This is a genomic window from Rhizobium sp. YAF28 (assembly GCF_052113285.1).
Classification (GTDB): domain Bacteria; phylum Pseudomonadota; class Alphaproteobacteria; order Rhizobiales; family Rhizobiaceae; genus Rhizobium.
The window spans coordinates 119,992-140,654 of sequence record NZ_JBFRCX010000008.1 but is presented as its reverse complement, the minus strand read 5'-3'; the positions used below and the strand labels follow the sequence as shown (position 1 = coordinate 140,654).

The 20,663-nt window shown below is 60.7% G+C and carries 17 protein-coding genes and 2 pseudogenes; 3 read left to right on the top strand and 16 right to left on the bottom strand.

The genetic code is table 11. From position 1 onward, the window contains the following. Positions 1–73 precede the first annotated feature (73 nt). Positions 74–619: a G/U mismatch-specific DNA glycosylase gene (gene mug, locus AB4Z13_RS19510; RefSeq protein WP_442206648.1), complete on the top strand. Its 546-nt coding sequence runs from the start codon at positions 74–76 to the stop codon at positions 617–619. A 156-nt stretch (positions 620–775) separates the two neighbouring features. On the opposite strand, the gene AB4Z13_RS19505 is transcribed toward mug, so the two are convergent. The 5 genes from AB4Z13_RS19505 to AB4Z13_RS19485 all read right to left on the bottom strand — a co-directional run bounded on the left by AB4Z13_RS19505 (position 776) and on the right by AB4Z13_RS19485 (position 6,525). Continuing rightward, entirely contained in the window at positions 776–2,167 is a 1,392-nt protein-coding gene (locus AB4Z13_RS19505; protein ID WP_442206544.1) for an aldehyde dehydrogenase family protein, read from the bottom strand. 1 nt (position 2,168) lies between these two features. After that, a complete protein-coding gene (locus tag AB4Z13_RS19500) occupies positions 2,169–3,815 on the bottom strand; it encodes an acetolactate synthase large subunit (protein ID WP_442206543.1) in 1,647 nt (548 codons plus the stop codon). Between the two features lie 304 nt (positions 3,816–4,119). Continuing rightward, positions 4,120–4,950: an EamA family transporter gene (locus AB4Z13_RS19495; protein WP_442206542.1), complete on the bottom strand. Its 831-nt coding sequence runs from the start codon at positions 4,948–4,950 to the stop codon at positions 4,120–4,122. Then, positions 4,947–5,528, bottom strand: a complete 582-nt coding sequence (locus AB4Z13_RS19490) for a TetR/AcrR family transcriptional regulator (protein ID WP_442206541.1) — start codon at positions 5,526–5,528, stop codon at positions 4,947–4,949. The genes AB4Z13_RS19495 and AB4Z13_RS19490 overlap by 4 nt, the downstream gene beginning before the upstream one ends. A 208-nt stretch (positions 5,529–5,736) precedes the next feature. Further along, entirely contained in the window at positions 5,737–6,525 is a 789-nt protein-coding gene (locus AB4Z13_RS19485; RefSeq protein WP_442206647.1) for an SDR family NAD(P)-dependent oxidoreductase, read from the bottom strand. Between the two features lie 4 nt (positions 6,526–6,529). Between AB4Z13_RS19485 and AB4Z13_RS19480 the strand changes: the two are divergent. Further along, positions 6,530–7,089 (top strand): annotated as a pseudogene (locus tag AB4Z13_RS19480) (alpha-L-fucosidase); the annotation flags it as partial. A gap of 227 nt (positions 7,090–7,316) precedes the next feature. Here AB4Z13_RS19480 and AB4Z13_RS19475 read toward each other — a convergent pair. Next, positions 7,317–8,711, bottom strand: a complete 1,395-nt coding sequence (locus AB4Z13_RS19475; protein ID WP_442206540.1) for an FAD-dependent oxidoreductase — start codon at positions 8,709–8,711, stop codon at positions 7,317–7,319. A 152-nt stretch (positions 8,712–8,863) separates the two neighbouring features. On the opposite strand from AB4Z13_RS19475, the gene AB4Z13_RS19470 reads away from it, so the two are divergent. Continuing rightward, positions 8,864–9,904, top strand: coding sequence for an AraC family transcriptional regulator (locus AB4Z13_RS19470; protein ID WP_113320751.1), 1,041 nt, complete (start codon positions 8,864–8,866; stop codon positions 9,902–9,904). 1,110 nt (positions 9,905–11,014) lie between these two features. Here AB4Z13_RS19470 and AB4Z13_RS19465 read toward each other — a convergent pair. The 10 genes and pseudogenes from AB4Z13_RS19465 to AB4Z13_RS19420 all read right to left on the bottom strand — a co-directional run bounded on the left by AB4Z13_RS19465 (position 11,015) and on the right by AB4Z13_RS19420 (position 20,606). Continuing rightward, positions 11,015–11,956 (bottom strand): hypothetical protein, encoded by a 942-nt coding sequence (locus tag AB4Z13_RS19465; protein WP_442206539.1) that lies wholly within the window; start codon positions 11,954–11,956, stop codon positions 11,015–11,017. Continuing rightward, complete coding sequence (locus AB4Z13_RS19460) at positions 11,950–13,104, bottom strand: hypothetical protein (RefSeq protein WP_442206538.1); 1,155 nt, start codon at positions 13,102–13,104, stop codon at positions 11,950–11,952. Before AB4Z13_RS19460 ends, AB4Z13_RS19465 begins: the two co-directional genes overlap by 7 nt. Beyond that, positions 13,104–13,934, bottom strand: a complete 831-nt coding sequence (locus AB4Z13_RS19455) for a hypothetical protein (RefSeq protein WP_442206537.1) — start codon at positions 13,932–13,934, stop codon at positions 13,104–13,106. The genes AB4Z13_RS19460 and AB4Z13_RS19455 overlap by 1 nt, the downstream gene beginning before the upstream one ends. Next, entirely contained in the window at positions 13,912–15,360 is a 1,449-nt protein-coding gene (locus AB4Z13_RS19450) for a hypothetical protein (RefSeq protein ID WP_442206536.1), read from the bottom strand. Before AB4Z13_RS19450 ends, AB4Z13_RS19455 begins: the two co-directional genes overlap by 23 nt. Before the next feature lie 489 nt (positions 15,361–15,849). Beyond that, a pseudogene (locus AB4Z13_RS19445) lies at positions 15,850–15,967 on the bottom strand (Na+/H+ antiporter NhaA); the annotation flags it as partial. Between the two features lie 34 nt (positions 15,968–16,001). Then, on the bottom strand, positions 16,002–16,745 hold the full coding sequence (locus AB4Z13_RS19440) for a glycerophosphodiester phosphodiesterase family protein (RefSeq protein WP_442206535.1): 744 nt from the start codon (positions 16,743–16,745) through the stop codon (positions 16,002–16,004). Positions 16,746–16,778: 33 nt separating this feature from the next. Continuing rightward, complete coding sequence (locus AB4Z13_RS19435) at positions 16,779–17,657, bottom strand: ABC transporter permease (protein ID WP_442206534.1); 879 nt, start codon at positions 17,655–17,657, stop codon at positions 16,779–16,781. A gap of 11 nt (positions 17,658–17,668) precedes the next feature. Continuing rightward, positions 17,669–18,598 carry an ABC transporter permease gene (locus tag AB4Z13_RS19430; protein ID WP_113320742.1) on the bottom strand — a complete coding sequence of 310 codons (930 nt, stop codon included), beginning with the start codon at positions 18,596–18,598 and terminating at the stop codon, positions 17,669–17,671. An 11-nt stretch (positions 18,599–18,609) separates the two neighbouring features. Further along, positions 18,610–19,593 (bottom strand): ABC transporter ATP-binding protein, encoded by a 984-nt coding sequence (locus AB4Z13_RS19425; RefSeq protein ID WP_442206533.1) that lies wholly within the window; start codon positions 19,591–19,593, stop codon positions 18,610–18,612. Continuing rightward, on the bottom strand, positions 19,590–20,606 hold the full coding sequence (locus AB4Z13_RS19420; protein WP_439018366.1) for an ABC transporter ATP-binding protein: 1,017 nt from the start codon (positions 20,604–20,606) through the stop codon (positions 19,590–19,592). Before AB4Z13_RS19420 ends, AB4Z13_RS19425 begins: the two co-directional genes overlap by 4 nt. Positions 20,607–20,663: the final 57 nt, after the last annotated feature.

Sequence of the window (20,663 nt, the reverse complement as noted above, 5' to 3'; positions counted from 1 at the left end):
CGACGCTATGGGCAAAGGGAGCGCGCCGGGTATGATCAATCAATTGAAGGGAGATCGGCTGGTGTCTGCGCAGATGGATCGCGGCGGGGATGTGAAACAAACGCCAGCCGGGCTTTCGGACGTGCTCGGCTTGGGCCTGTCCGTCGTTTTCTGTGGGCTGAACCCTGCACTGTCGGCAGTCCGGGACGGCCATAATTTCTCGTCTCCCAGCAACCGCTTCTGGAGGGTGCTACACCTTTCCGGCTTTACATCGCGCCTCTTGCGCGCCGACGAAGAGCAGGAACTGCTCCAGTACGGATGCGGCATCACGGCCGCCGTCTCGCGAGCCACGAAGAGCGCCAGCGAATTGCGGCTGGACGACTATAAAAAGGCAGCACCTCTGCTCGAAGCGAAGATAACCAAGTTCGCGCCGGCCAACCTCGCCTTTCTCGGCAAGGCTGCCTTCGCAGCGATTACCGCACGGGCGGACTGCGATTGGGGAAGGCAGAGCGAGCTATTCGCCGGCGCCAACACCTGGGTTCTGCCGAACCCCAGCGGGCTTAACAGAGCTTTCGGCCTCGAGCGACTGACGGCGCATTACCGTGACTTGAGAGCAGAAACCCAGCCACGCGTCGGCTGAGTTCCTGCTGAAAGCCTACAGGCGAACATCCAGATCGAAGATGGCGCCGGCCTCATCGACAATGTCAACCGAAGCAAGTTCGGCATAACGATCCGAAGGAGAAAGGGAAACGCTGCCCCGGTGCTGGGCACTCCCCTCCGCGCAAGAGGCAAGCGCCTAGCTTACCCCATTGAGAACGACCATCTTGTCATCGGCCATCTCCTGCATCGTCCAAGGGATACCGCCGACGCCATAACCGGACTGGCGGCGACCTGCAAACGGCATCCAGTCCGTCCTAAACGCAGTGTGGTCGTTGATGAGAACGGTGGCTGCATCCAGACGCTTCGCCGCCCGGAGTGCAACGGCAATATCAGAGGAAAATACGCTCGACTGAAACGCATAAGGCAGCGAGTTGGCACTCTGAATTGCATCGTCGAGGTTTCGGTAACCGTAGACGCAGGTCAGCGGACCGAAGACTTCGAGTTGCGACACCTTTGCGTCCGCCGGCGGATTGAGCAGCACCGACGGCAGCAGCGTCGTTTCCGACAGGCGCCCGCCTCCGAGCTGTTTTGTTCCGGCATCAACGGCTTCCCGGATCCAGTTCGCTACCCGCTCCGTTTCGCGTGGCAGGATCAGTGGCCCCACCTCGGTTTGCTTGAGGGTCGGATCGCCGACCCGAAGGGCCGCGACCGCAGCGGCAAGGCTCTCGGTGAACGGCTCCAGGATATCTTCGTGCACGAATATCCGCTGGACCGACACACAGACCTGGCCTGCATGATAGTAGCCACCTTTGACGATGGGACTGACGACTGCGGCCGCATCTGCACTTCCATCAACGATAACAGGTGCGGCACCGCCATGTTCAAGCGCGCATCTCGTGCCTGGCGGCAGCTTGCTCTTGAGATACCAGCCGACTTTCGCAGATCCGATGAAGCTTAAAAACGCGACGCGGGGATCGGTCGCAAAGGATTCAGCAAGCGCGTTGTCATCGGTGACGAAGGTCTGGCACCAGCGCTCGTCCAGGCCGGCCTCCCAAATCAACTTCACGATTTCGACGCATGAAATTGGCGTTGTTGCCGCGGGCTTTACAATGACGGGGCACCCGACGGCGATCGCAGGCGCAATTTGATGGACGATGAGATTGAGGGGATGGTTGAATGCCGAGATCGCCGCGACGACACCGATCGGCTCTTTCGTTGTAAACGCCAGGCGATTCAGGCTCGCGGCCGTCAACCCCATCGGGATTTCCTTGCCGCCGAAGTTGCGGATTTCATCGGCGGCGTTGATCAGCCCGTCGATTGCCCGTGTGACCTCGACGATGGCGTCCGCTAGAGGCTTGCCGCCTTCCCGCGCAATCATCATCGCGAAACGATCCCTATTGTCGTGCAGCAGTTCCGACGCCTTTCTCAGGATCGCCATGCGCTGATACGCAGGCAACCACCCATCGCGATCGGCAAAGGCTTTCGCGGCAGTATCCAGCTTGCGATCAAGCGCGGCGGCGGCATCGGTCGGTAACTCGGTGATGATCGCTCGATCAAACGCCTGATAAACCGTTAAGCTATGCGACATCTCATGCCTCCAGAATTGCCGGGAGCCGTTCGCGCAGCTCTTTCACCAGCACACGTTCATTTTCCGAATAGTCGACGGGGACGTTGACCAGATGCACGCCCCCACCTTTGAACGCATCCTCGAGAACCTGCTTGAGCTGGCCGATATCATCGACCCTCGTTCCTTTGGCGCCGTAGGATTGCGCATATTTGACGAAATCCGGATTGCCGAATGTCATGCCGAAGTCCGGAAATTCGTCGACGGCCTGCTTCCAACGGATCATCCCATAGGCATCGTCTTCAATCACGAGAACGACAAGGTTCAATTTCAGCCGGACGGCGGTCTCCAGCTCCTGCGAATTCATCATGAACCCGCCGTCGCCGCAGATCGCCATGACCCGCCGTTGCGGGTAAAGCATCGACGCGACCATCGCGGACGGAAGGCCAGCCCCCATCGTCGCAAGCGCGTTGTCGAGAAGCAGAGTATTCGCCATTTTGGTGCGATAATTGCGAGCGAACCATATCTTGTACATGCCGTTGTCGAGAGCGAGAATGCCATCGTGGGGCATGACCTCTCGGATGTCGTGGACGAGCCTCTGGGGCGTAAACCGTTCCTCGGTCGCCCGGTCTGCAATGCGATTGAGAATTCGCTCTCGCAGGTGAAGAAGCGCCTGCGCGTTTGGGAGCTTGCCTTCCAGGCGATCGGCGAGCGCCTTGAGTGACGGTCCGATGTCGCCGATGACCTCGGTCTGAGGAAAATAGACCTGCTCGACCGTCGCCGGCTGGTATCCGACATGGACGACCTTGGGGCCGCCCTTGCCCATGATGAACGGAGGTTTTTCGATCGTGTCATGGCCGATCGTGACGATCAGGTCCGCCTGCTCGATGGCCTCGTGGACATAGTCTCGCTCCGAGAGGGCCGCGGTGCCCATATAGAGCTCAGTTCCCCCTGGAACCGTCCCCTTCCCCATCTGGGTCGTGAAATAAGGGATGCGCGTTCGAATAACGAACTGGGCGATGTCCGACGTGGATCGAGGACGCGAGGCTGCCGCTCCGAACATGAGCAATGGACGCTTGGCCGATGCAATCAGCGCAGCCGCACGATCAAGCGCAGCGTCGCTTGCGGTCGGTAGTTCAAGCTGATGCGGCGCTACCAGCGCGATGTCTTCACACTCTTCTGCTGCGATGTCTTCAGGCAGTTCGAGATGAACTGGACCAGGCCGTTCCTCCTGCGCGATCCTGAACGCCTCCCTCACCAGGGTCGGGATCATCTGCGGCGAAACGATCTGACGCGTCAGCTTCGTCAACGGCTTCATCGATGCGACGACGTCAACGATCTGGAAGCGGGCCTGGCGCGATGAAAGAATACCCTTCTGGCCGGTGATCATCACCATGGGCATTGCGCCGAGAAGAGCATAGGCTGCTCCAGTCGACAGGTTCAGCGCTCCTGGCCCGAGCGTCGTCAGGCATACGCCAGGCTTACCCGTCAGCCGTCCGTAGGTCGCTGCCATGAACGCAGCTGCCTGCTCGTGTCGCGTGAGCACGAGCTGGATAGACGATTTGCGAATGGATTCGACGACATCGAGGTTTTCTTCGCCTGGAATGCCGAAGATACGCTCCACGCCTTCGTTCTCAAGCGCCGCAATGAGGAGATCCGAGCCTTTGGTCATGGAAGGTGCCTGTGTGCTTTGACGCCGCGGTCAAGGGCGACGCGATGAGAAACGTCAGACGCTGAACATAGGTCGATTTGCGGTCCGAACCAATCGCACCTTAGTGCAGATTTTGCATGCGAGATATGCTCGCAGAACCTCCCTCGGATTTGGAGCAGCCAGTCGATCAAAATCATTGACGGCAAGCGCATTGCCCGCGTGCTGCCTCTCCCGTTGCCTCGCGCAGTTTGTGTTCAGGAAATAGATTGGCGAAAAATGCCAGCGAGGCGCGCTGGCGAGAGGTTTGGGATTTTCGCGACAGGGTTCAACTCCCGAGCAGGATCGCCCCTGCCGTAACAATAATGCAGGCGAGAATGCGCCGAGCGGTCAAGATTTCGCCAAGGAATAGCCAGCCGATCAAAACGGCGAATACAACGCTTGTTTCCCGTAGCGCCGTGATTGGGCCGGCCGGTCCGAGTGAGAAGGCGGCAATCACCACACCGTAGGCGATCATTGCAACCAAGCCACCTCCGAGAGCCTTCCATGTGTCCGGCGCTCGAAAATCGACCCGAAGCCGCCGGCGCATACCAATGAACGCAACAGGCAGGAACGTGCCATAGAGGACGAGCACCCAGGCAGTATAGGCGCCGCTCTGGCCGGCCAGTCGTACGCCGATGGAGTCGACCGTTGCGTAGGCGGCGATGATCGCTCCTGTCGCCAAAGCGAACAGGATAGACGAAGTGGAGGATCTGCCCTTACCAAAGGATAGGCTCATGATCCCGAGGGTAATGAGAATGACACCTGCAATCTGGAAAGGGTCCAGGTGGTCGCCAGCGATGACGAATCCGCCGAGCGCCACGAGTAGCGGCACCGTTCCGCGAACGATCGGATAGACCTGCCCCAGTTGCCCATAACGATAGGCCGCGACGAGGAAGACGCTATAGCCGACCTGGAGGAGGGCAGAGAGGAAGATATAGGACCATGCGGCCGACGGCGGCAGCGGATAAATGAACAGGAATGGAAGCGCGACAACCGTGCTCGCAAAGCTCATGACGGTGACGGTCCAGAGCCGGTCGCCGCCGCTGCGCAGGAAGGCGTTCCATGTGGCGTGAAGGACTGCGGCGAAAAGCGCCAGGCCGATGACGGCGGCGCTCATTGCCGCGTCCTCGTCGCCAGCAGATCGGCGGCGACGTTCCGGGCATTGTCGATCGCCTCTTTCCCCTGGCCCATCTGAGCGAGCATCGTTGCCCCCTCGATCAGCATGAACAGGATCATGGCGATATGCGGCTCTCGACCCTCCTGCATCGACGGCGCCAGGATGTCCCGAATGCGGTCCTGAAGATCGCGCTTCTGGCGCATGACGGCCCCGAATACCACATGATCCCGCTCGCCGAACTCCGCAAGCGCATGCTGAAACAGGCATCCGTGAAAATCCGGACTGTCGAACCAGCGTTCATGCCAATCGAAAACCGCCATGATCTTCTCATCTGGCGTCATTGCGGTTTCCGAAAGCCGGTCGAGCTGGCGTTTGAACCGATCCGTCCGCCAGTTCAGAACCTCCACAATCAGGCCGTCCTTGCTGGGAAAATGCCGATACATCGTCATCTTGGCGACCTCCGCCTCGGCAATGATCCGGTCTATGCCGGTGGCGTGGAAGCCGTCGCGCTTGAACAGGGTATAGGCAGTTTCAATGATGTGCTGACGTTTCTCGATGGCAATGGCGCGGCGTGGCATCGCGAAAATCCAAGTGAGACAGACCTGTCTACCTCATATATCAATCAACAGCTTTGGTCAATGAGCGTGGGAATATCGGGATGGCAGCAGCGCCTTCAGCATCGGCAGCAGATGCCTGAAATGGGCGTGACGCGGATCGAGATCGGACCAGGTGGATAGAATGCCGATCAGCGGCTTGCCGGCCCAATCGCCAGTGTCTTATTGGCTCTCACAGACATGCCGACATGCCTCCATCCACGTAAAGTATGTGACCATTGACATAACTTGAGGCGTCCGAGGCAAGAAAAATACAGGCGCCCGTCAGTTCCTCCCAGTCTGCCCCAGCGGCCGGCCGGCGTGCGCCGCCCGATCCAGCTCGAAAACTCGGTATCGGCCACGAGCGCTGCGTTGAGCGGCGTATCAAATATCCGGGGGCGATGGCATTGACTGCCAGCCCATGGCGGGCCCAGTCGGTCGCCATGCCTTTGGTGAGATTGCCGAGCGCGCCCTTGCTTGCGGTATAGGGCGCAATTCCGGGCCGGGCAAGCGCGGTCTGGATCGAAGCGATGTTGATGATCTTGCCGCGCCCGCGTGCGATCATGTGGCGTGCGACGGCCTGGCCGACGTTGAAGGCGCCGGAGACATTCGTTCGCATCAGCAGTTCGAACATGTCGGGCTCGAACTCCTCTAGCGGGGCGCGATGCTGCATGCCGGCATTGTTGACGAGAATATCGATCGGTCCTGTGGATTGCTCGAACGCGTCGATGGCTGCACGTACGGCCCTGGCGTCGGTCGTGTCGAACAGCAGCGTTTGCGCCGGCGTGCCGGCCGCGCTCAGGAGCCCGGCCGCGGTAGCGAGCTTTTCGGCATCGCGGCCATTGAGCACGATTTCGGCACCCGCCGCGGCCAGGGCCTGAGCCAGGCTAAACCCGATGCCTTGGCTGGATCCGGTAATCAGAGCACGTTTGCCGGACAGATCGAAGAGTTCAATACCCTTTTGCACGGCACCGCCGCGCAATTGCGGCATGCGCGTCTGGGAAGCTTGTCATACGCTGAGCGGCTCCTGGGGTTACCACCGCGACGAGGATACTTGGAGCGCGGAACAATTGGTGCAGATGCTGGTCGGCACCGTTGCCATGGACGGCAATCTCCTGATGAATGTCGGGCCGACGGCGCGCGGCACGCTCGACCACCGCGCGATTGCAGCCTTGCCACTTATGAGGAGTGGATGGCGCTGCACGAGCGCAGCATCGTCTGCTGCATCCAGTCCGATTTCTCCGCGCCGCTCGATTGCCGGCTGACCCAGAATGGCGATCGCCTCTACATCCACCTCCTCAACTGGCCCTATCGCCATCTGCATTTCGATGCGCTGGCGGGCAAGATCGAATATGCGCAATTCCTGCATGACGGCAGCGAGGTCACCTGGCTGCAGCCGTCCGCCAATACCTTATGGTCGAATACCCAATTCCCCGTCGCCGACGATCAATTGACATTCGTCCTGCCGGTGCGCCGACCCAAGGTCGTGGTCCCCGTCATCGACGCCAAACTCAAGCCGGGAAGCGCCCCCTCCATTCAGGATTGAAGCGATCAGCACGCGTGACAGCTTGCCTGGACCGGGAAACGTCCCGGCCCAGGAAAAAAGGTTTCTGACACGTCGAACTCTAGGGCGGCGATAGGTCATTCCTCTTTGAATGCTCGATCGACCTGGAAAATCGTAGATGTACCACCTGGCCGAATGCTCACCTTATCGATGTCGGTTGGTGAAAGCCTGACGGCGTATTCTCTGTGCGCCCAAAACGCCCTGAGCAACTATCGCAGTGGGGGAATACGAGCAAAAAGCGGGCCGAGTCCTTCCGCCATCGCCAGGTGCACGATCACCGCTTCGCGAAGCTGGGTGTATGGCAGTCCGGCCATCATTGCCGTTTGAACCACAGCCATGACCTCTCCAGCCTCGGAGCCGATCATCGTAAAGCCCAGGATGCGATCATCATTCGCGCTTACCACGGCTTTCATGAAGCCTTGGGTCTCCTCGGTCGCTTCGGTGCGCAACACATTTCCCATTGGCAGCGTCGCGGCACGATAGGCAATGCCCAGGTGCTGGGCCTCGCTTTCGCCCATGCCAACACGAGCAAGCGGAGGATCTGTAAACATTACATAGGGGATCTGGCGCGCGTCTGTGCGACGGTTGCCTCCCGCCATGTTGTCACGAACGATCCTGAAATCGTCAACGGACACATGCGTAAACTGCGGACTGCCGGCGCACTCACCGATCGCCCAAACGCCTTCTTCTGTAGTTTCCAGACGCTCACTGACGCGAATGACCCCGCGATCATCCAGCTCGACGCCGGTCTTCTCAAGTCCGATGTCCGCAGTATTTGGAACCCGGCCAGCCGCCACCAGCAAGTCGCTACCCTCGACGGTTCGGTTTCCGGCGTCGGTATGAACTTCGACGACAACAGCGTCCCCCGACAAGCCCCACACTTGTGTCGGTTTTGCACCCAAAAGGACCTCGATACCCTCTGAAACAAGTATACGCTGTATCTCCTCGGCAACATCGGCGTCCTCCCGACCCATCAATCGCTGCGAGGGTTCGACAATGGTCACGCGACTGCCGAAGCGGCGGTACGCTTGCGCCATTTCGATACCCACATAGCCGCCTCCGAGCACAATCAGATGCGACGGCAGGTAGTCGAGCTCCAGCGCCTCGATATGGGTCATTGCGCGCGCTGCCGACAGGCCAGAGATATCCGGTATCGCAGCATGACTGCCGACATTCACCACGACCTGGTTACCGGAAAGCCTGCGCTGGCCGCCGTCATTCAAGCTGACTTCGATGGTCTTCGGCCCGACGAATTTTCCCTCCCCCATGATGAGTTCGGCACCGCTCGCCTTGTAGGCATCAAGGTGAAACGCACTCTCCCGATCGACCATCGCTTGCTTGCGCCGGCGGACGGCCGCCATATCGGTGGTCACCGATCCAGTCGCAGTACCAAATTCTGCCGCATGGCGAGCCAGATGAGCGACCCGCGCACTCCAGATCTCGTTTTTGCTCGGCAGGCAGGCGACCGCCGGGCAGGAACCGCCGACCCATCTTCGTTCGACGACCGCAACTTTCTCACCGGAACGAGCCAGGTGCCAAGCAAGCAATTTGCCGCCCTGGCCGCTACCAAGGATCAGTGTGTCGAAATTCTCAATATCGTGCATAGGAATTCCCCTTCGGCTGGCAGAAGCCCAGCGCGTCGAATGCGATCTGCCTCTGCGATGACAATGGGAGGAGGCTATAACGGCAGCATGATTTGATTAATGCCAATTTAGCTCATATTCATGCTTGATCAGCTCATTCTGGAAAGATCGACATGTCGCAGCGCATCGATTGGCTTAGCCGTCTGCTCGAAATGATGCCGGTCACCGGCAAGCTGGAGCTTCATTGCCTTTATGGTGCACCTTGGCGGGTTGCGTATGAGCAGGGGGCCGCCCAGGACATCGTTTATCACGTGATATTGAGCGGCGAGGCATGGCTGAATGATCGCCATGGCAACAAAGCACAGCGTCTCACGTCTGGCGACATCCTCCTGGTCCCCGCTGGAGCACCGCACGTCCTCACCGATGGCAGCGGCACCGAGCCGGTGAAGGCGACGCAAAGGCAAGGGCTGAACGTCGTGATCAGCGAGAACTCCGGTCAGGGCGAACGGCTGGACATGCTTTGCGGCCGCTTTGTGCTTGCCCCTCCTCACGACCGTCTGCTGGGGACTTATCTGCGTTCACGGATGATCGTACGAGGAACATCAAAATCAGCGATATCGCCACAATCCGTGACGCGCCAACAGATGGAGGCCCTTGTTGGCCTCATGCGGGCTGAGGCAAATGTCGAGGGGATTGGCGGTCAGGCGATGCTCAACGCGTTTTCGGCAGCGTTGTTCACGCTGGCGCTGCGACTGGCAAGTCAATCCCACGATGCGCCACTAGGGCTGGTCGCCCTTGCGAGCCACGTCAGGCTCGCTCCCGCGCTCAACGCGATCTTCTTCGAACCTGCCCGCCCATGGACGCTTTCAAAACTGGCAAGCCTTTGCAACTTGTCTCGGGCGACTTTGGCCCGCTACTTCGAGAGCAGTTTGGGTCGCTCCGCTAGCGAACTTCTTCAAGACGTTCGCATCACCCTGGCAGCCAATGCGCTGCGGATGCCGACGACGTCGACCGCTACGGCGGCCGATCTGGCCGGGTATCGATCTGAAGCTGCCTTCCAGCGGGCCTTTAAGCAGCATCTCGGATTGACCCCCGCCCAATGGCGCGCTTCCCGGACGGCCAAAGCGACGACGGACACGGACGGTGCATCCAGCGCCGCCGACCCTCAAATACGTCAATCCGAAGAGCATCGGGATGTCTCGAACCAAGCCTAGACTTTCCCAGCATATTCCAACGTCGCTGTTGCTGCTTACGCCTGACTGAACGCGTCAAATCAGACAGTACGGTCCGCGGGGCCCTTTGCGCCACCACAAGACTTGGACCGCTTTTTTGGAGTGATGCGAGAGCTTGCGGCGGATGGCGGCACCCTCCTTCTCAATGAATCTCATCCCGTACAACGCAAGCTGTTCTGGCCAGAAGGCCCACACCACTACCAAGCCTTCGTGGAGCGTGAGCGCAGTGTCGCTGCACTAAGCGCCAGACAGCTTTCATGCTAGATTGGCGTTCCGGAAATCCACCACGTCGAGCGAAACAGCCATGGCCGCAGCAAACAAATCGTCCCAAGCGGGAGCGCCACAGAAACGTCGCCACAAATTCCATCCCAAGCGAGACCCGAAGCCACAGGTACTCGCCCAGGCCAATCGCACGGTTTTACGGATGGTTTCCGTGGTGGTAGTTGCTTTTCTCGTCGTCATCGCCGTCCAGGCGCTGTGGTAGAGCGAATGACGCTGGCCCGGAGCGGCCATGGTCAGCGGCCATGGTCAACGGAAATTTCCTGGTCTCGGAGCCTCCCGATATGTCCGTAAGGTAGGCGCTTGCGACAACATGGCGTCGAGTTTGGTTCGCACGGGCGGCTCTCTTAAAGAGCTGTGACTTGAAACGGACAGTCGCCCAACCTCCGGCCCGTCTCCCCTCAACCTGCTCAGACAAGTGCCGCCCTCATCCGATCGCTTTCGCTAATTCGGTGTTGCAGTTTCGCACTCGACTCCCGTGGTACTCAATGGTTCAATTTCCGCTGCTGAGAGGGAGTAGGCAGCGATGTATTACGAGTGGAGCGAGGCGAAGGCACGCAGGCGGTACCTGATCAAGTTCGCGTCCGTATGGTTGGCTGCTATTGCGCTGGGATTTCTCCCGGTTTGGTGGTTGGTGCAGGAGACCACGTTCTAAGCCGCTAACGATATAAACGGTGGCGCTATATCCTGAATGGCACGTTCAGCGACCAGACCCGCCCGTCCCGCGGTGCAATCGGACGGGCTAGCAACAGGCTTCCGTTGGAGCCACTATGGTCACTCACCATACGTGCAAGCTGCTAGCTGCGCTCCCGGTCAGGGCTGCAGGGACTCGGCCCGACGCCTGATCCTGATCTCGATGCGGCGACGTTCCTTGACGTCTCCCGCCTGCCCGCTGGTGAGCGTATCACCCGGAATAACCAGCTGGGCAGCTGACATCGGCAACACGGTCACGTCCTTCAGCTTCGGATTTTCCTTCAGAATATTCGCAACCGCGATCGCCCGCGCGAGTCCAAGCCCGGCATTATCGGCAGGCTGGAGGAAATCGACAGGTAACTGGCCGTCGATGACGCCGATCGACGCATTGTCGAGATTGGATGTGCTTCTGGCAACGCGCTGCTCGTCCGTGTGTCCGATCACCTCGACCACGTCGACCTGGTAACGCTCGAGGTTGTCGGCAATCTGGTCCGCGATCGAGGTCTCAAGCTTGTCCTCGAATTCCCGCGTCAACGCGGCGCTGCCTGACGTGAAGTAATATCCGCCGGCTTCGGAGAGGCTAATGATAGGCGGCCATTCATGGGGTTTGATGTCCCCGTGCAGCAGTTGCGCGAGCTGGTCCGGAGCTTTGTCGAGTGGGATGTTGTTCGCTGCCAGTACCTTTGCGACCGCCGCCAGCTTGGCCAGATCAGCGGGGCTGGCGTCGTTCATTTTCAACCTGTCGATGATCTGCCGGGCAGAGACCAGCTCGCGCCATTCGCTCTCGAATTTCGCGCGATCGGTCGCCGACATGTTCGAGCCGAGTTTCGACTGCACCTCTACGAGCTGGGCGGACAGTTCCTTATTCTGCTGTTCCAGTTGCGCGAGGCGCTGCTCGGCGTCCATCCGTTGTTTCCGCTCGGCCGTGATCATGGCGGCGGCAACCAGCAGCAGGCAGAACACCAGCAGAAGCATGGATTCCGCCATCGTCAGCCCGAGGATGAGGCCGCGGTTATAGCCCTTGTGCTCCAGCCTTGGGCTTCCGCTTGCCTGGGTCACCATCTGAACAACCGCCGTTTCGGCTCGTCTAGTGCCGGGCTGGTCTCCGTCTTCTCACCATCCAGGACAACCGCTTCGGCATCCACCGTCGTACTCTCGCTCGCCCCGACCGCCTCGACAACGTCTGCCGTTTTCAAAGAGATGGACGATGGCGGATTTTCCCTGTCACGCTCAAGCGCTTCCGCGATGCGATCCAGCTTATTGTCTATACTGGTCAGGGGCTTCAATGCATCATCCACCTTGGCGGACTGCGAGCGTGTTTCCGCGATCCCCTCCTCCATCCGCCTGAGATGGGCAGCGGTCATATCCTTGATCGCGTCGATTGTCGGTGTCAGCTCGAAACGGATGACATCCTCGGGTGACCTGATCTCTCCGAGACGGGTACCGACGCCCTCCACGGCGACACCGAACTTGTCGATGATCGTCGAGAGCTTATCCGTCGTCTCACTCAGTTTGCGGGTAGCTTCCGCTGCTTGATCTGTCACCGACCTGTTGTGGTCCTCGATGATCGATGAAAGCTTGGTCGCGGCCTCCTGGATCGGGATAATGGCCTCCTTGGAGATCGACTCGATGACCTTGCGGATTTCCTCGCCGTTCTTTTCCGCCTGACGACCGATCTCCTCAAAGCCCTCCGTCAGCATCTGATTGCTGACCCTGCGGTAGTTCGAGAACTCGCGAGCGGACGTGTCCAGCTCGGTTCGGACCCGCCGCGTCATCTCCGCAAGCTCGTGGCGGGCGCTGCGTTCGATGTCGATCGGGTCCCGGCGCATCTGGTTGAAGAGGATGCGTAGCGTCACGCCCGCGATTGTCGATGTCACCGCGATACCGAAGTTCCGGACGATTGTCTCGATCGAAGTCTCCCCGGCGAACAGGTAGAGGGATACACCAAGGCTCGAGAGCGTAAACAGGAACCCCATGTAGTAGAGGTTGTCGCCCGCCTGCTCATTGTGCAGCCGGAAGCCAGCCAGCGCTATCGACGCCAGAAAGTAGATCGCCATTAGCACCAGGGGCACTGCCGTCACAACAAATGTCGACCAGGCGGCGAGTTTCGCCGACCAGATGAAGATCATTCCCCCGATCGTCACCGCCGCGAACAGCACGATAGGAGCCCAGTCCCGAAACGCAGTTCTTCCCGTGTCGTTTGATGCCATCACTCCAGTCCCTCCAGACGGGTGAAACCCGCGAACTCGCCGTTATTCTTCTCTACCCAGGATTTCCAGAACGCAGCCAAGTCCTCCATCTTGAACTTCTGGCCCGGCCGCTGGAAAGCTAGGACTTTGACCTGCACCCCATCCAAAGACGTCCGGAATTTCTCCCGTGCAGGACTGCTTTCGAATTTGGCGATCGAAACGCCGTCGCGATAGCTGGAAAACGCCGCAGTATGTTCGACCATATCCGAGGCAACATACAAGGTCTTCGGAATGCCTGCAGGCAAGGGCTGGAAGGCTTCGAGGTTTATGCGCTGGATACCCGCCATGATCGGCGAGAATTCACCCGAAGCGCCAGACCCGAGTTTGCCCGCGATTTCATCCAGGGGCTTCTGGAAACCCTTCTCCCAGCGTTGCTGCACCAGCTTCGGATTGCTGGTCCACTCGTTGGCCAGATCGCCGCTGCCCGGATTGCAGCCGTGGAAGGTTCTTTCAAGCTCACCTTCCTTCTCGGTCAGCGCGTAGACGTCGATCGCTCCGTTGACCGGAACGCCGGAAACCAAGCGCTGGAACTGGTTCTTGAGGTCAAGCGATGTCGTGCCCGAAATCGGGTCAGTGACATCGAGCAGGATGGCCGTCTCGCTGGTCGGACCCGTCGTCGGGCATAGAGATGCCTTATCGAGCGAAACACTGGACATCGCCTGGTACTTGAGCCAACCAAAGGCTCCGATCATGGCAAGCGCGACTGCCGAAAGTGCAATCGTCGCCACCACAGCGCCCGTCGAAAAGCCGCCTTTTCTGGAACGACTGCTACGCCGCCTGTTCCGCGCCAACGCCTGCCTCCGGGAATAGATTGTCCAGTCTGTGGTACTGCTCGACGGCCATCTCGAACGCGGAACCGATCTTTCTGATCTGATCGCTGAGTTCTGCTTGGGCGACCTGGATGCGTTCGGACAGAACGCGATCGTCCCATTCTTCGCTCGTTTTCAGGACGGGCGTTATTCGCTCCAGCTTGTACGCGCTCGTAAAATATTGAGGCTCCGGCTCTGTTCTCGCAGCCCGGTTCGCCTCGCGGTAGGCCGTGAGAACAGCATTTGCCGTGCGCTCGAGATGGCTCTGGTACTCCGCGAAAAGTCCCGTGCTCCGCGCACGATGGGCGATGATGGCAGCAGATTCCTGGCGGCGCGAGCTCAAATCCCTGACGATCTCTTCGATCTTGTCGTTGTGGTCGTCGCGAATCTTACGAAGGTTGTCGATCAGGTCCAGCTTCCCGGAAATGTAATTTTGCCGCGCATCGTCCAGACGGCGCTGGACGCCGGCAAAACCCGGATACGGATCGGTCAACATGCAGCCGTCGATAAATGCCAGGATCGAGAAGAAAATCCCGATGGCGAAAAGCATCCAGGAATTCAACTCGGTCAAACCGAGCGGATTCTCTTGTATTCGTCTGATAACCTCGGTCCCCGCCCCTTCCAGAATGGTGGCCGACACCTCGCGATAATGGGCTAGAGCAAGGTTCACGGCCAGCGCAACGACAATATAGGCTGCAAGGCCAAGCAATCCCCCGAGCTTCAGTAGCCATGACCGGTGGACGAGATTTCGAACGCAGAAGAAGGCGAACAACAGCGCAGCGCCGATATTGAGCACCGCGAAGACTACCGCTTCGGTGATGCCGCCAATGATGCCCTGTTCGCTGCCCTTGGCCAGGAAGTTGCCGTTCATGACGATCTCGATGAGCACCAAGACGACGAGCAACGCGATCTTGACGCTTGTTGCTCCGGCGCTCGGTACCTTCGCCGCCCGATCCAGCCGATGCTGCCTCTTGAAAGACGTCATCTCGTCTTCGGCGATCTTGAGATCGCGGCGCAAGCCATGGAGTTCGTCGACGCCGCTTGCGATCTCGGCCTTGAAATCGGAAAGACTGGACGCGTTCGCCTGCCGGATGAGCCCGAACTGCCCCTCGAAATCGAGATTGCGAAGCCGTCCGTCGAAGGTCTGGAATTGATCCTCCAGCACTTGATAGGCCGATGCCTTTTCCTGCTCGATGCGGCCGACGATACGCTGCTCGACCTCGTCCAGCGACTGTGCCGACGGTGCGGGACGGTTAGCCTTTCCGTTTTCAGCACCCTTCTCCCGGACTTCCAGCGTCTGGACCAGTTTGTCCGTATCGAGTGACGCGAAAATCTCCGTGGATGCGCGGAAGTCGTGACTGGATTCGCGAACACTGGTCCAGAGCTTGTTTAGTGCTTCAAACGGCAATGCGTCCTCATCGGAAACATGGTTGCGGAAATCCTAACTTGTAATGCGTAGCTCAGAGGTTGTGATCGGTCCAGCAGCTGCGTCAACGAGCGGAATTTAATCGCTCACCACGGTTAATCTGTGTCGGCAAGAACATCCTTCCAGGCGGCGGATAAACGGTTCCGGCCCGGCGACCGGACTACCTAAAGCTGTGGATGCGGACGCCAATCCACCAAAAAAGTCCGACTCTCCGATCGGCTTGAGGGTGCAATGGCAAGAATGTCATAATCGCGGGCATTCCATCGGAAGTTGGTATGGCGCGAAAACGCCGGCACAAGACGACATCGAAATCGACTCCGGCAGTTATCTTCGCGGTGTTGGTCTTCGGCGTTATTGTATCCCACTCTGGACGCAGGGAACCGCCGCTCGAGCCAGTAGCTCCACTGGCCGTATGAAGCCGAGATTGATACGGCCTGCCTCGATACGGCGGATGCGTCACCGGTGGTGCCGCTTTCGATATGTGGACGAAAGCTGGCCGTCGACCATTTCGCATGATGTCCAAGCCGACCAGCCGAAAGCACAGCGCCATGACCGCGTCATTGATCCAATGGCACAGGCTTAGCGGGCCGTTCCCCGCTAGGGCGAAGTGGCAAAGCCATAGCTCACGCAGCAATGCCGGCGCGCAGTTTCAGCGCCAGATCCGGGCTGTCCGAGGTCAGGCTGCCGATGCCGCGCTCCAGCCAGTGGCGGATGCCGGGCTCGTCGTTGAGGGTCCAGACACAGAGGCGGTCGAGCGGCAGCCGGCCGCGGATCAAGTCCCATTCGGCTTCCATCAGCTCGTGATGAATGGCAACGATCTCCACCAGCCCGTCCAGGCGGTCGATGAAGGCGGCGAGCCCGCCCTGCTTGTCGGCCCAGGCGGCGTTGACGGAGACGAGGCGGGAAACATCAGGCGCGTGAAGACGGCACTCCTCCAGTACCGACGGATCGAAGGAGGTCAGGTAGGAACGTTCGCCGACACCGAAGCGAAAAAGCTCGGCTGCGACGCGCGCGGCAATGTCAGGATAAGGCGTACCGGTCTCGTCGATCTTGATCTCGACATGTAGGTCGATGCCCTTGTTGACGGCAAGCACGTCGAGCACATCGGCGAGCATCGGAATGGCCTCGTCCGTGCCTCTCAACCTGACGGACTTGCCGGCTTCCACCGACAGGTCCTGCACCGGGCCAACACCTTCGGCGGTGCGTTCCAGCGTCGCGTCGTGGATGACGACGAGTTCGCCCGAGCGCGTCAGGTGCACGTCGAATTCGATGGCGTCGACCCCGAGCGCGGTCGCGTTGCGGAAGCCGGCGAGCGAGTTTTCGGGCCAGAGGTTGCGGGCACCGCGGTGGCCGGTGATAAGCGTCATGAAATATCCTTCAACCTGTTGATTTCATAAGCATTAGCGGATCGTCGGGTCGAGCTTGTCGCGCAGCCAGTCGCCGACGAGCGAGATCGAAAGCGTCGTCAGCATGATGACGGCGGCGGGCGCCAGCATGATCCAGGGTGCGCGCGTCAGATATTCACGCCCGAAGCCCACCATGTTGCCGAGGCTGGTTTCTGGCGGCTGCACGCCGAGGCCAAGGAAGGAGAGCCCGCTTTCCATCAGGATGATTTCCGGGAAAGTGAGGGTCATGGAAACGATCAGCGTCGAGGCGACGTTCGGCAGGATATGATGCAGGTAGACGCGCGAAGGTGTGGCACCAAGCTGCACCACCGCCGCCGCATAACCCTGCGCGCCGGCGGCAATGGCGAGGCCGCGGGCGATGCGCGCATAGCGCTCCCAGCCGTAGAAACCCATGAGGCAGACGAGCAGCAGCATCGAGGAGCCGAAGAAGGCGAGAACCGCGAGCGACATGATGAGGAAGGGAAGTGCCGCCTGGAAATCGGCGAGCATCAGGACCAGATGCTCCACAAAGCCGCGCAGCTGCGCCGCTAGGAACCCGAGCAGCGTGCCGAAGAGTGCCGACAGGATCGTCGCGCCGAAGGCGATGACGAGCGAGACGCGGATCGACTGGATGAGGCGCGAAAGCACGTCGCGGCCGAGTTCGTCCGTGCCAAGCAGATGCTTGAGCCCGCCCGGCGCCGAAAGCCGGCTGCTGAGATCCATGGCCGTGATGTTGAACGGGCGGATGGTATCGGCGAAAATGGCCGTCAGCACCCTTGCCGCAAGCCACAGCAGGCCGAACGCCACCGAGAGCGGCACGTTGCGGCGCAGGAAGGAGACGAGACGGTTCGGCTTTCCGGAAGCCGGCGTACCGGCGAGATCGACAGTTGCCATCGGCTTTCTCCTCAATGTCCGGCCGCGTGCGAGCGAAGCCGCGGATCGAGCCAACCGTAGAGCAGGTCGACAACGAGGTTCGACAGGACCATGACGGCGGCGATGATCAGCAGAATGCATTGAACGACGGCGAGGTCACGATTGCTGACGGAGACCACCAGCAGGCGGCCGATGCCGGGCCAGGAAAAGATCGATTCCACGACGACCGCGCCTGCTATCAGCGAGCCGACCATGAAGCCGACGATCGTGACGATCGGCACCGCCGCATTGGGCAATGCGTGGTTCCAGACCACGTCGCGCCATGTCAGCCCCTTGGCCGAGGCGGTGCGGATATAGGGCTGGCCCATCACCTCGATCATGGCACTGCGCGAAAAGCGGGCGAGGATGCCGATGCCGCCGATGCTCATGGTCAGCGTCGGCAGAATGCCGTGCACCCAGGTATCCTGCCCGCCCGAGGGCAGCCAGCCGAGGATGACCGAGAAGAGCAGCACGAGCAGCAGTCCCATCACGAAGGAGGGAATGGTGAAGCCGAGGACGGCTAGCAGGATGACACCGCGATCGGAGAAGCTTTGCCGGTGCAGCGCCGCGTAGACGCCGGCCGGAATGCCGAAGACGAGCTTCAGGATGAGGGCCGGCACCGTCAGCTGCAGTGTCGCCGGCACACGTTCCAGCACCAGCTGGATTGCGGATGCCTTGTCACGCATCGAGACGCCGAAATCACCGGTGAAGATCGACTTGATATAGGCGAGATATTGGATCCAGAGCGGCTGGTCGAGGCCCCATGCCTTGCGGAAGGCATCGACCGCCTCCCGCGGCACGTCAGGCCCGAGCATCACCATGGCGGGATCGCCTGACATGCGCAGGACCACGAAGGCGAAGGTGACGACCGCCATGATGGTCACCATCGCACGGAACAGGCGGACGAGAACAAAACGGATCATGGAACCCTCCCCTATGCCGCCACCGGCGTGGTCTCGCCCGCCACGACATGGCAGGCGGCGGTGCGGTACTCGCCGATCCCTTGGAGCTCCGGCACGACGGAACGGCAGATGTCGCGGGCCAGCGGACAGCGCGGATGGAAGGCGCAACCAGAGGGGCGCTTGGCCGGGTTCGGCGGCTCGCCCTGCAGGATGACGCGGCCTTCCAGCGGCTTGCCGGGAATGGGCACGCTGGATACCAGCGCCTTCGTGTAGGGATGCTGCGGGGCGCGGAAGATGACGTCGGAAGAAGCCTCCTCGACGATGCGGCCGAGATACATGACCGCGACACGGTCGGCGATGTTGCGCACCACCTTCAGGTCGTGGCTGATGAAGACCATGGCAATGCCGTTCTTTTCCTGCAGGTCGCGCATCATGTTGACGACCTGTGCCTGGATGGAGACGTCGAGCGCCGAAACCGGCTCGTCGCAGACGAGCAGTTTTGGCCGCGAAGCCAGCGCCCGGGCGATCACGGCGCGCTGGCGCTGGCCGCCCGAAAGTTCGTGGGGATAGCGGTCGGCCTGGTCATCGCGTAGGCCGACGGCCCGCATCAGTTCCGTCACGCGCGACCCCTGATGCTCCCTAGGAATGAGCTTGTGGATATCAAGCGGCTCGGCGATCTGCTTCGCAATCGTTACGCGGCGGTCGAGCGCTGCGAGCGGGTCCTGGAAGACGAGCTGCATGTTGGCGCGCAGTGCCCGCCATTCCGCGGTATGGCGCGCCGGCATCGGCTGCCCCTGGAAGCGCACACTTCCTTGCTGTGCGTCATCTATGCCGAGCAGCATGCGCCCAAGCGTCGATTTGCCGGAGCCGGATTCGCCGACGATCCCGAGTGTTTCGCCCGGCATGACCGAGAGCGAAACGCCGTCGACGGCGCGCACCGGCGTCGGGCGGCCGAAGAGGCCGCGACGGATCTGATAAATGCGGACGAGATCATGGACTTCGATGAGCGGCGTCATTGCAGCAGGCCTTCGGCGATACGGGACGACCGGGTCTCGACGGCACCCGCGACGGGCACCGGGCGCGTGCAGGCGAGCTTGCGGCCGCCATCGAGGGAAACGAGCGGCGGGCGCTCGCTGCGACAGGACTCGACGGCGCGCGGACAGCGCGGCGAGAAGGAACAGCCCTCCGGCAGATGTTTGGGATTGGGAACGGTGCCGGGAATAGGGATCAGCCGTTCGCGGCCGCCGTCGAGGCGCGGAATGGCATCGAACAGGCCGCGCGTATAGGGGTGGCGCGGCTCGGAGAATAGCTGTTCGACACTGCCCTCCTCCACGATGCGTCCGGCATACATGACGCAGACGCGCTCGCAGACCTGGCTGACTGCGCCGAGATCATGGCTGATGAAAACGGTCGCCATGCCGGTTTCGGCACGCAGGCGGATCAAGAGATCGAGGATCTGCGCCTGGATCGTCGCATCGAGCGCGGTGGTCGGTTCGTCGGCAATCAGAAGATCGGGCTGACCGGCCAGCGCCATGGCGATCATCAGGCGCTGGCACTGGCCGCCGGAAAACTCGTGCGGATAGAGATCGAAGCGGCGGCGCGAATCGGGAATGCCGACCATGTCGATCAGCCGCAGCGCCTCGGCCTTTGCCGCCCCGCCGCCGAGCCCACGATGGACCCACAGCGCTTCCGCGATCTGCCGGCCGATGCGCAGCACCGGGTTGAGCGAGCTGGACGGATCCTGGAAGATCATGGCTATGCGGCTGCCGCGCACGCTTTCGAGCACCGTGCGCGATCCGCCGATGAGTTCGCGGCCTTCGATTTGCACCGAGCCGGAAACGCCCGCCTTGCCGGGCAGCAGGCCGAGGGCCGCAAGCCACGTGACCGACTTGCCGCAGCCGGATTCGCCGACGAGGCCGAGCGCCTCGCCTCTGGCGACATCGAGATCGATGCCGTGGAGAACCTGCACCCCGTCGAAGGCGACCCTCAGGTCACGCAGTTCCACGAGATTGGAGCCGGTCGAGCCCATCTTTCATCCCCGCTCTTCGTTTGCATCAAAAACAGGATCTCCGGCAGCCCTTCAGCC

Excerpts from the sequence above, each read along its gene's own strand:
- AB4Z13_RS19440 (WP_442206535.1), bottom strand. The coding sequence starts at position 16,745 with ATGACGCTTATCACCGGCCACCGCGGTGCCCGCAACCTCTGGCCCGAA.
- AB4Z13_RS19425 (WP_442206533.1), bottom strand. The coding sequence starts at position 19,593 with ATGACGCCGCTCATCGAAGTCCATGATCTCGTCCGCATTTATCAGATC.
- AB4Z13_RS19470 (WP_113320751.1), top strand. The coding sequence starts at position 8,864 with ATGTCGCAGCGCATCGATTGGCTTAGCCGTCTGCTCGAAATGATGCCG.
- AB4Z13_RS19435 (WP_442206534.1), bottom strand. The coding sequence starts at position 17,657 with ATGGCAACTGTCGATCTCGCCGGTACGCCGGCTTCCGGAAAGCCGAAC.
- AB4Z13_RS19475 (WP_442206540.1), bottom strand. The coding sequence starts at position 8,711 with ATGCACGATATTGAGAATTTCGACACACTGATCCTTGGTAGCGGCCAG.
- AB4Z13_RS19490 (WP_442206541.1), bottom strand. The coding sequence starts at position 5,528 with ATGCCACGCCGCGCCATTGCCATCGAGAAACGTCAGCACATCATTGAA.
- AB4Z13_RS19465 (WP_442206539.1), bottom strand. The coding sequence starts at position 11,956 with ATGGTGACCCAGGCAAGCGGAAGCCCAAGGCTGGAGCACAAGGGCTAT.
- AB4Z13_RS19420 (WP_439018366.1), bottom strand. The coding sequence starts at position 20,606 with ATGGGCTCGACCGGCTCCAATCTCGTGGAACTGCGTGACCTGAGGGTC.
- AB4Z13_RS19430 (WP_113320742.1), bottom strand. The coding sequence starts at position 18,598 with ATGATCCGTTTTGTTCTCGTCCGCCTGTTCCGTGCGATGGTGACCATC.
- AB4Z13_RS19500 (WP_442206543.1), bottom strand. The coding sequence starts at position 3,815 with ATGACCAAAGGCTCGGATCTCCTCATTGCGGCGCTTGAGAACGAAGGC.
- AB4Z13_RS19460 (WP_442206538.1), bottom strand. The coding sequence starts at position 13,104 with ATGGCATCAAACGACACGGGAAGAACTGCGTTTCGGGACTGGGCTCCT.
- mug (WP_442206648.1), top strand. The coding sequence starts at position 74 with ATGGATCGCGGCGGGGATGTGAAACAAACGCCAGCCGGGCTTTCGGAC.
- AB4Z13_RS19505 (WP_442206544.1), bottom strand. The coding sequence starts at position 2,167 with ATGTCGCATAGCTTAACGGTTTATCAGGCGTTTGATCGAGCGATCATC.
- AB4Z13_RS19495 (WP_442206542.1), bottom strand. The coding sequence starts at position 4,950 with ATGAGCGCCGCCGTCATCGGCCTGGCGCTTTTCGCCGCAGTCCTTCAC.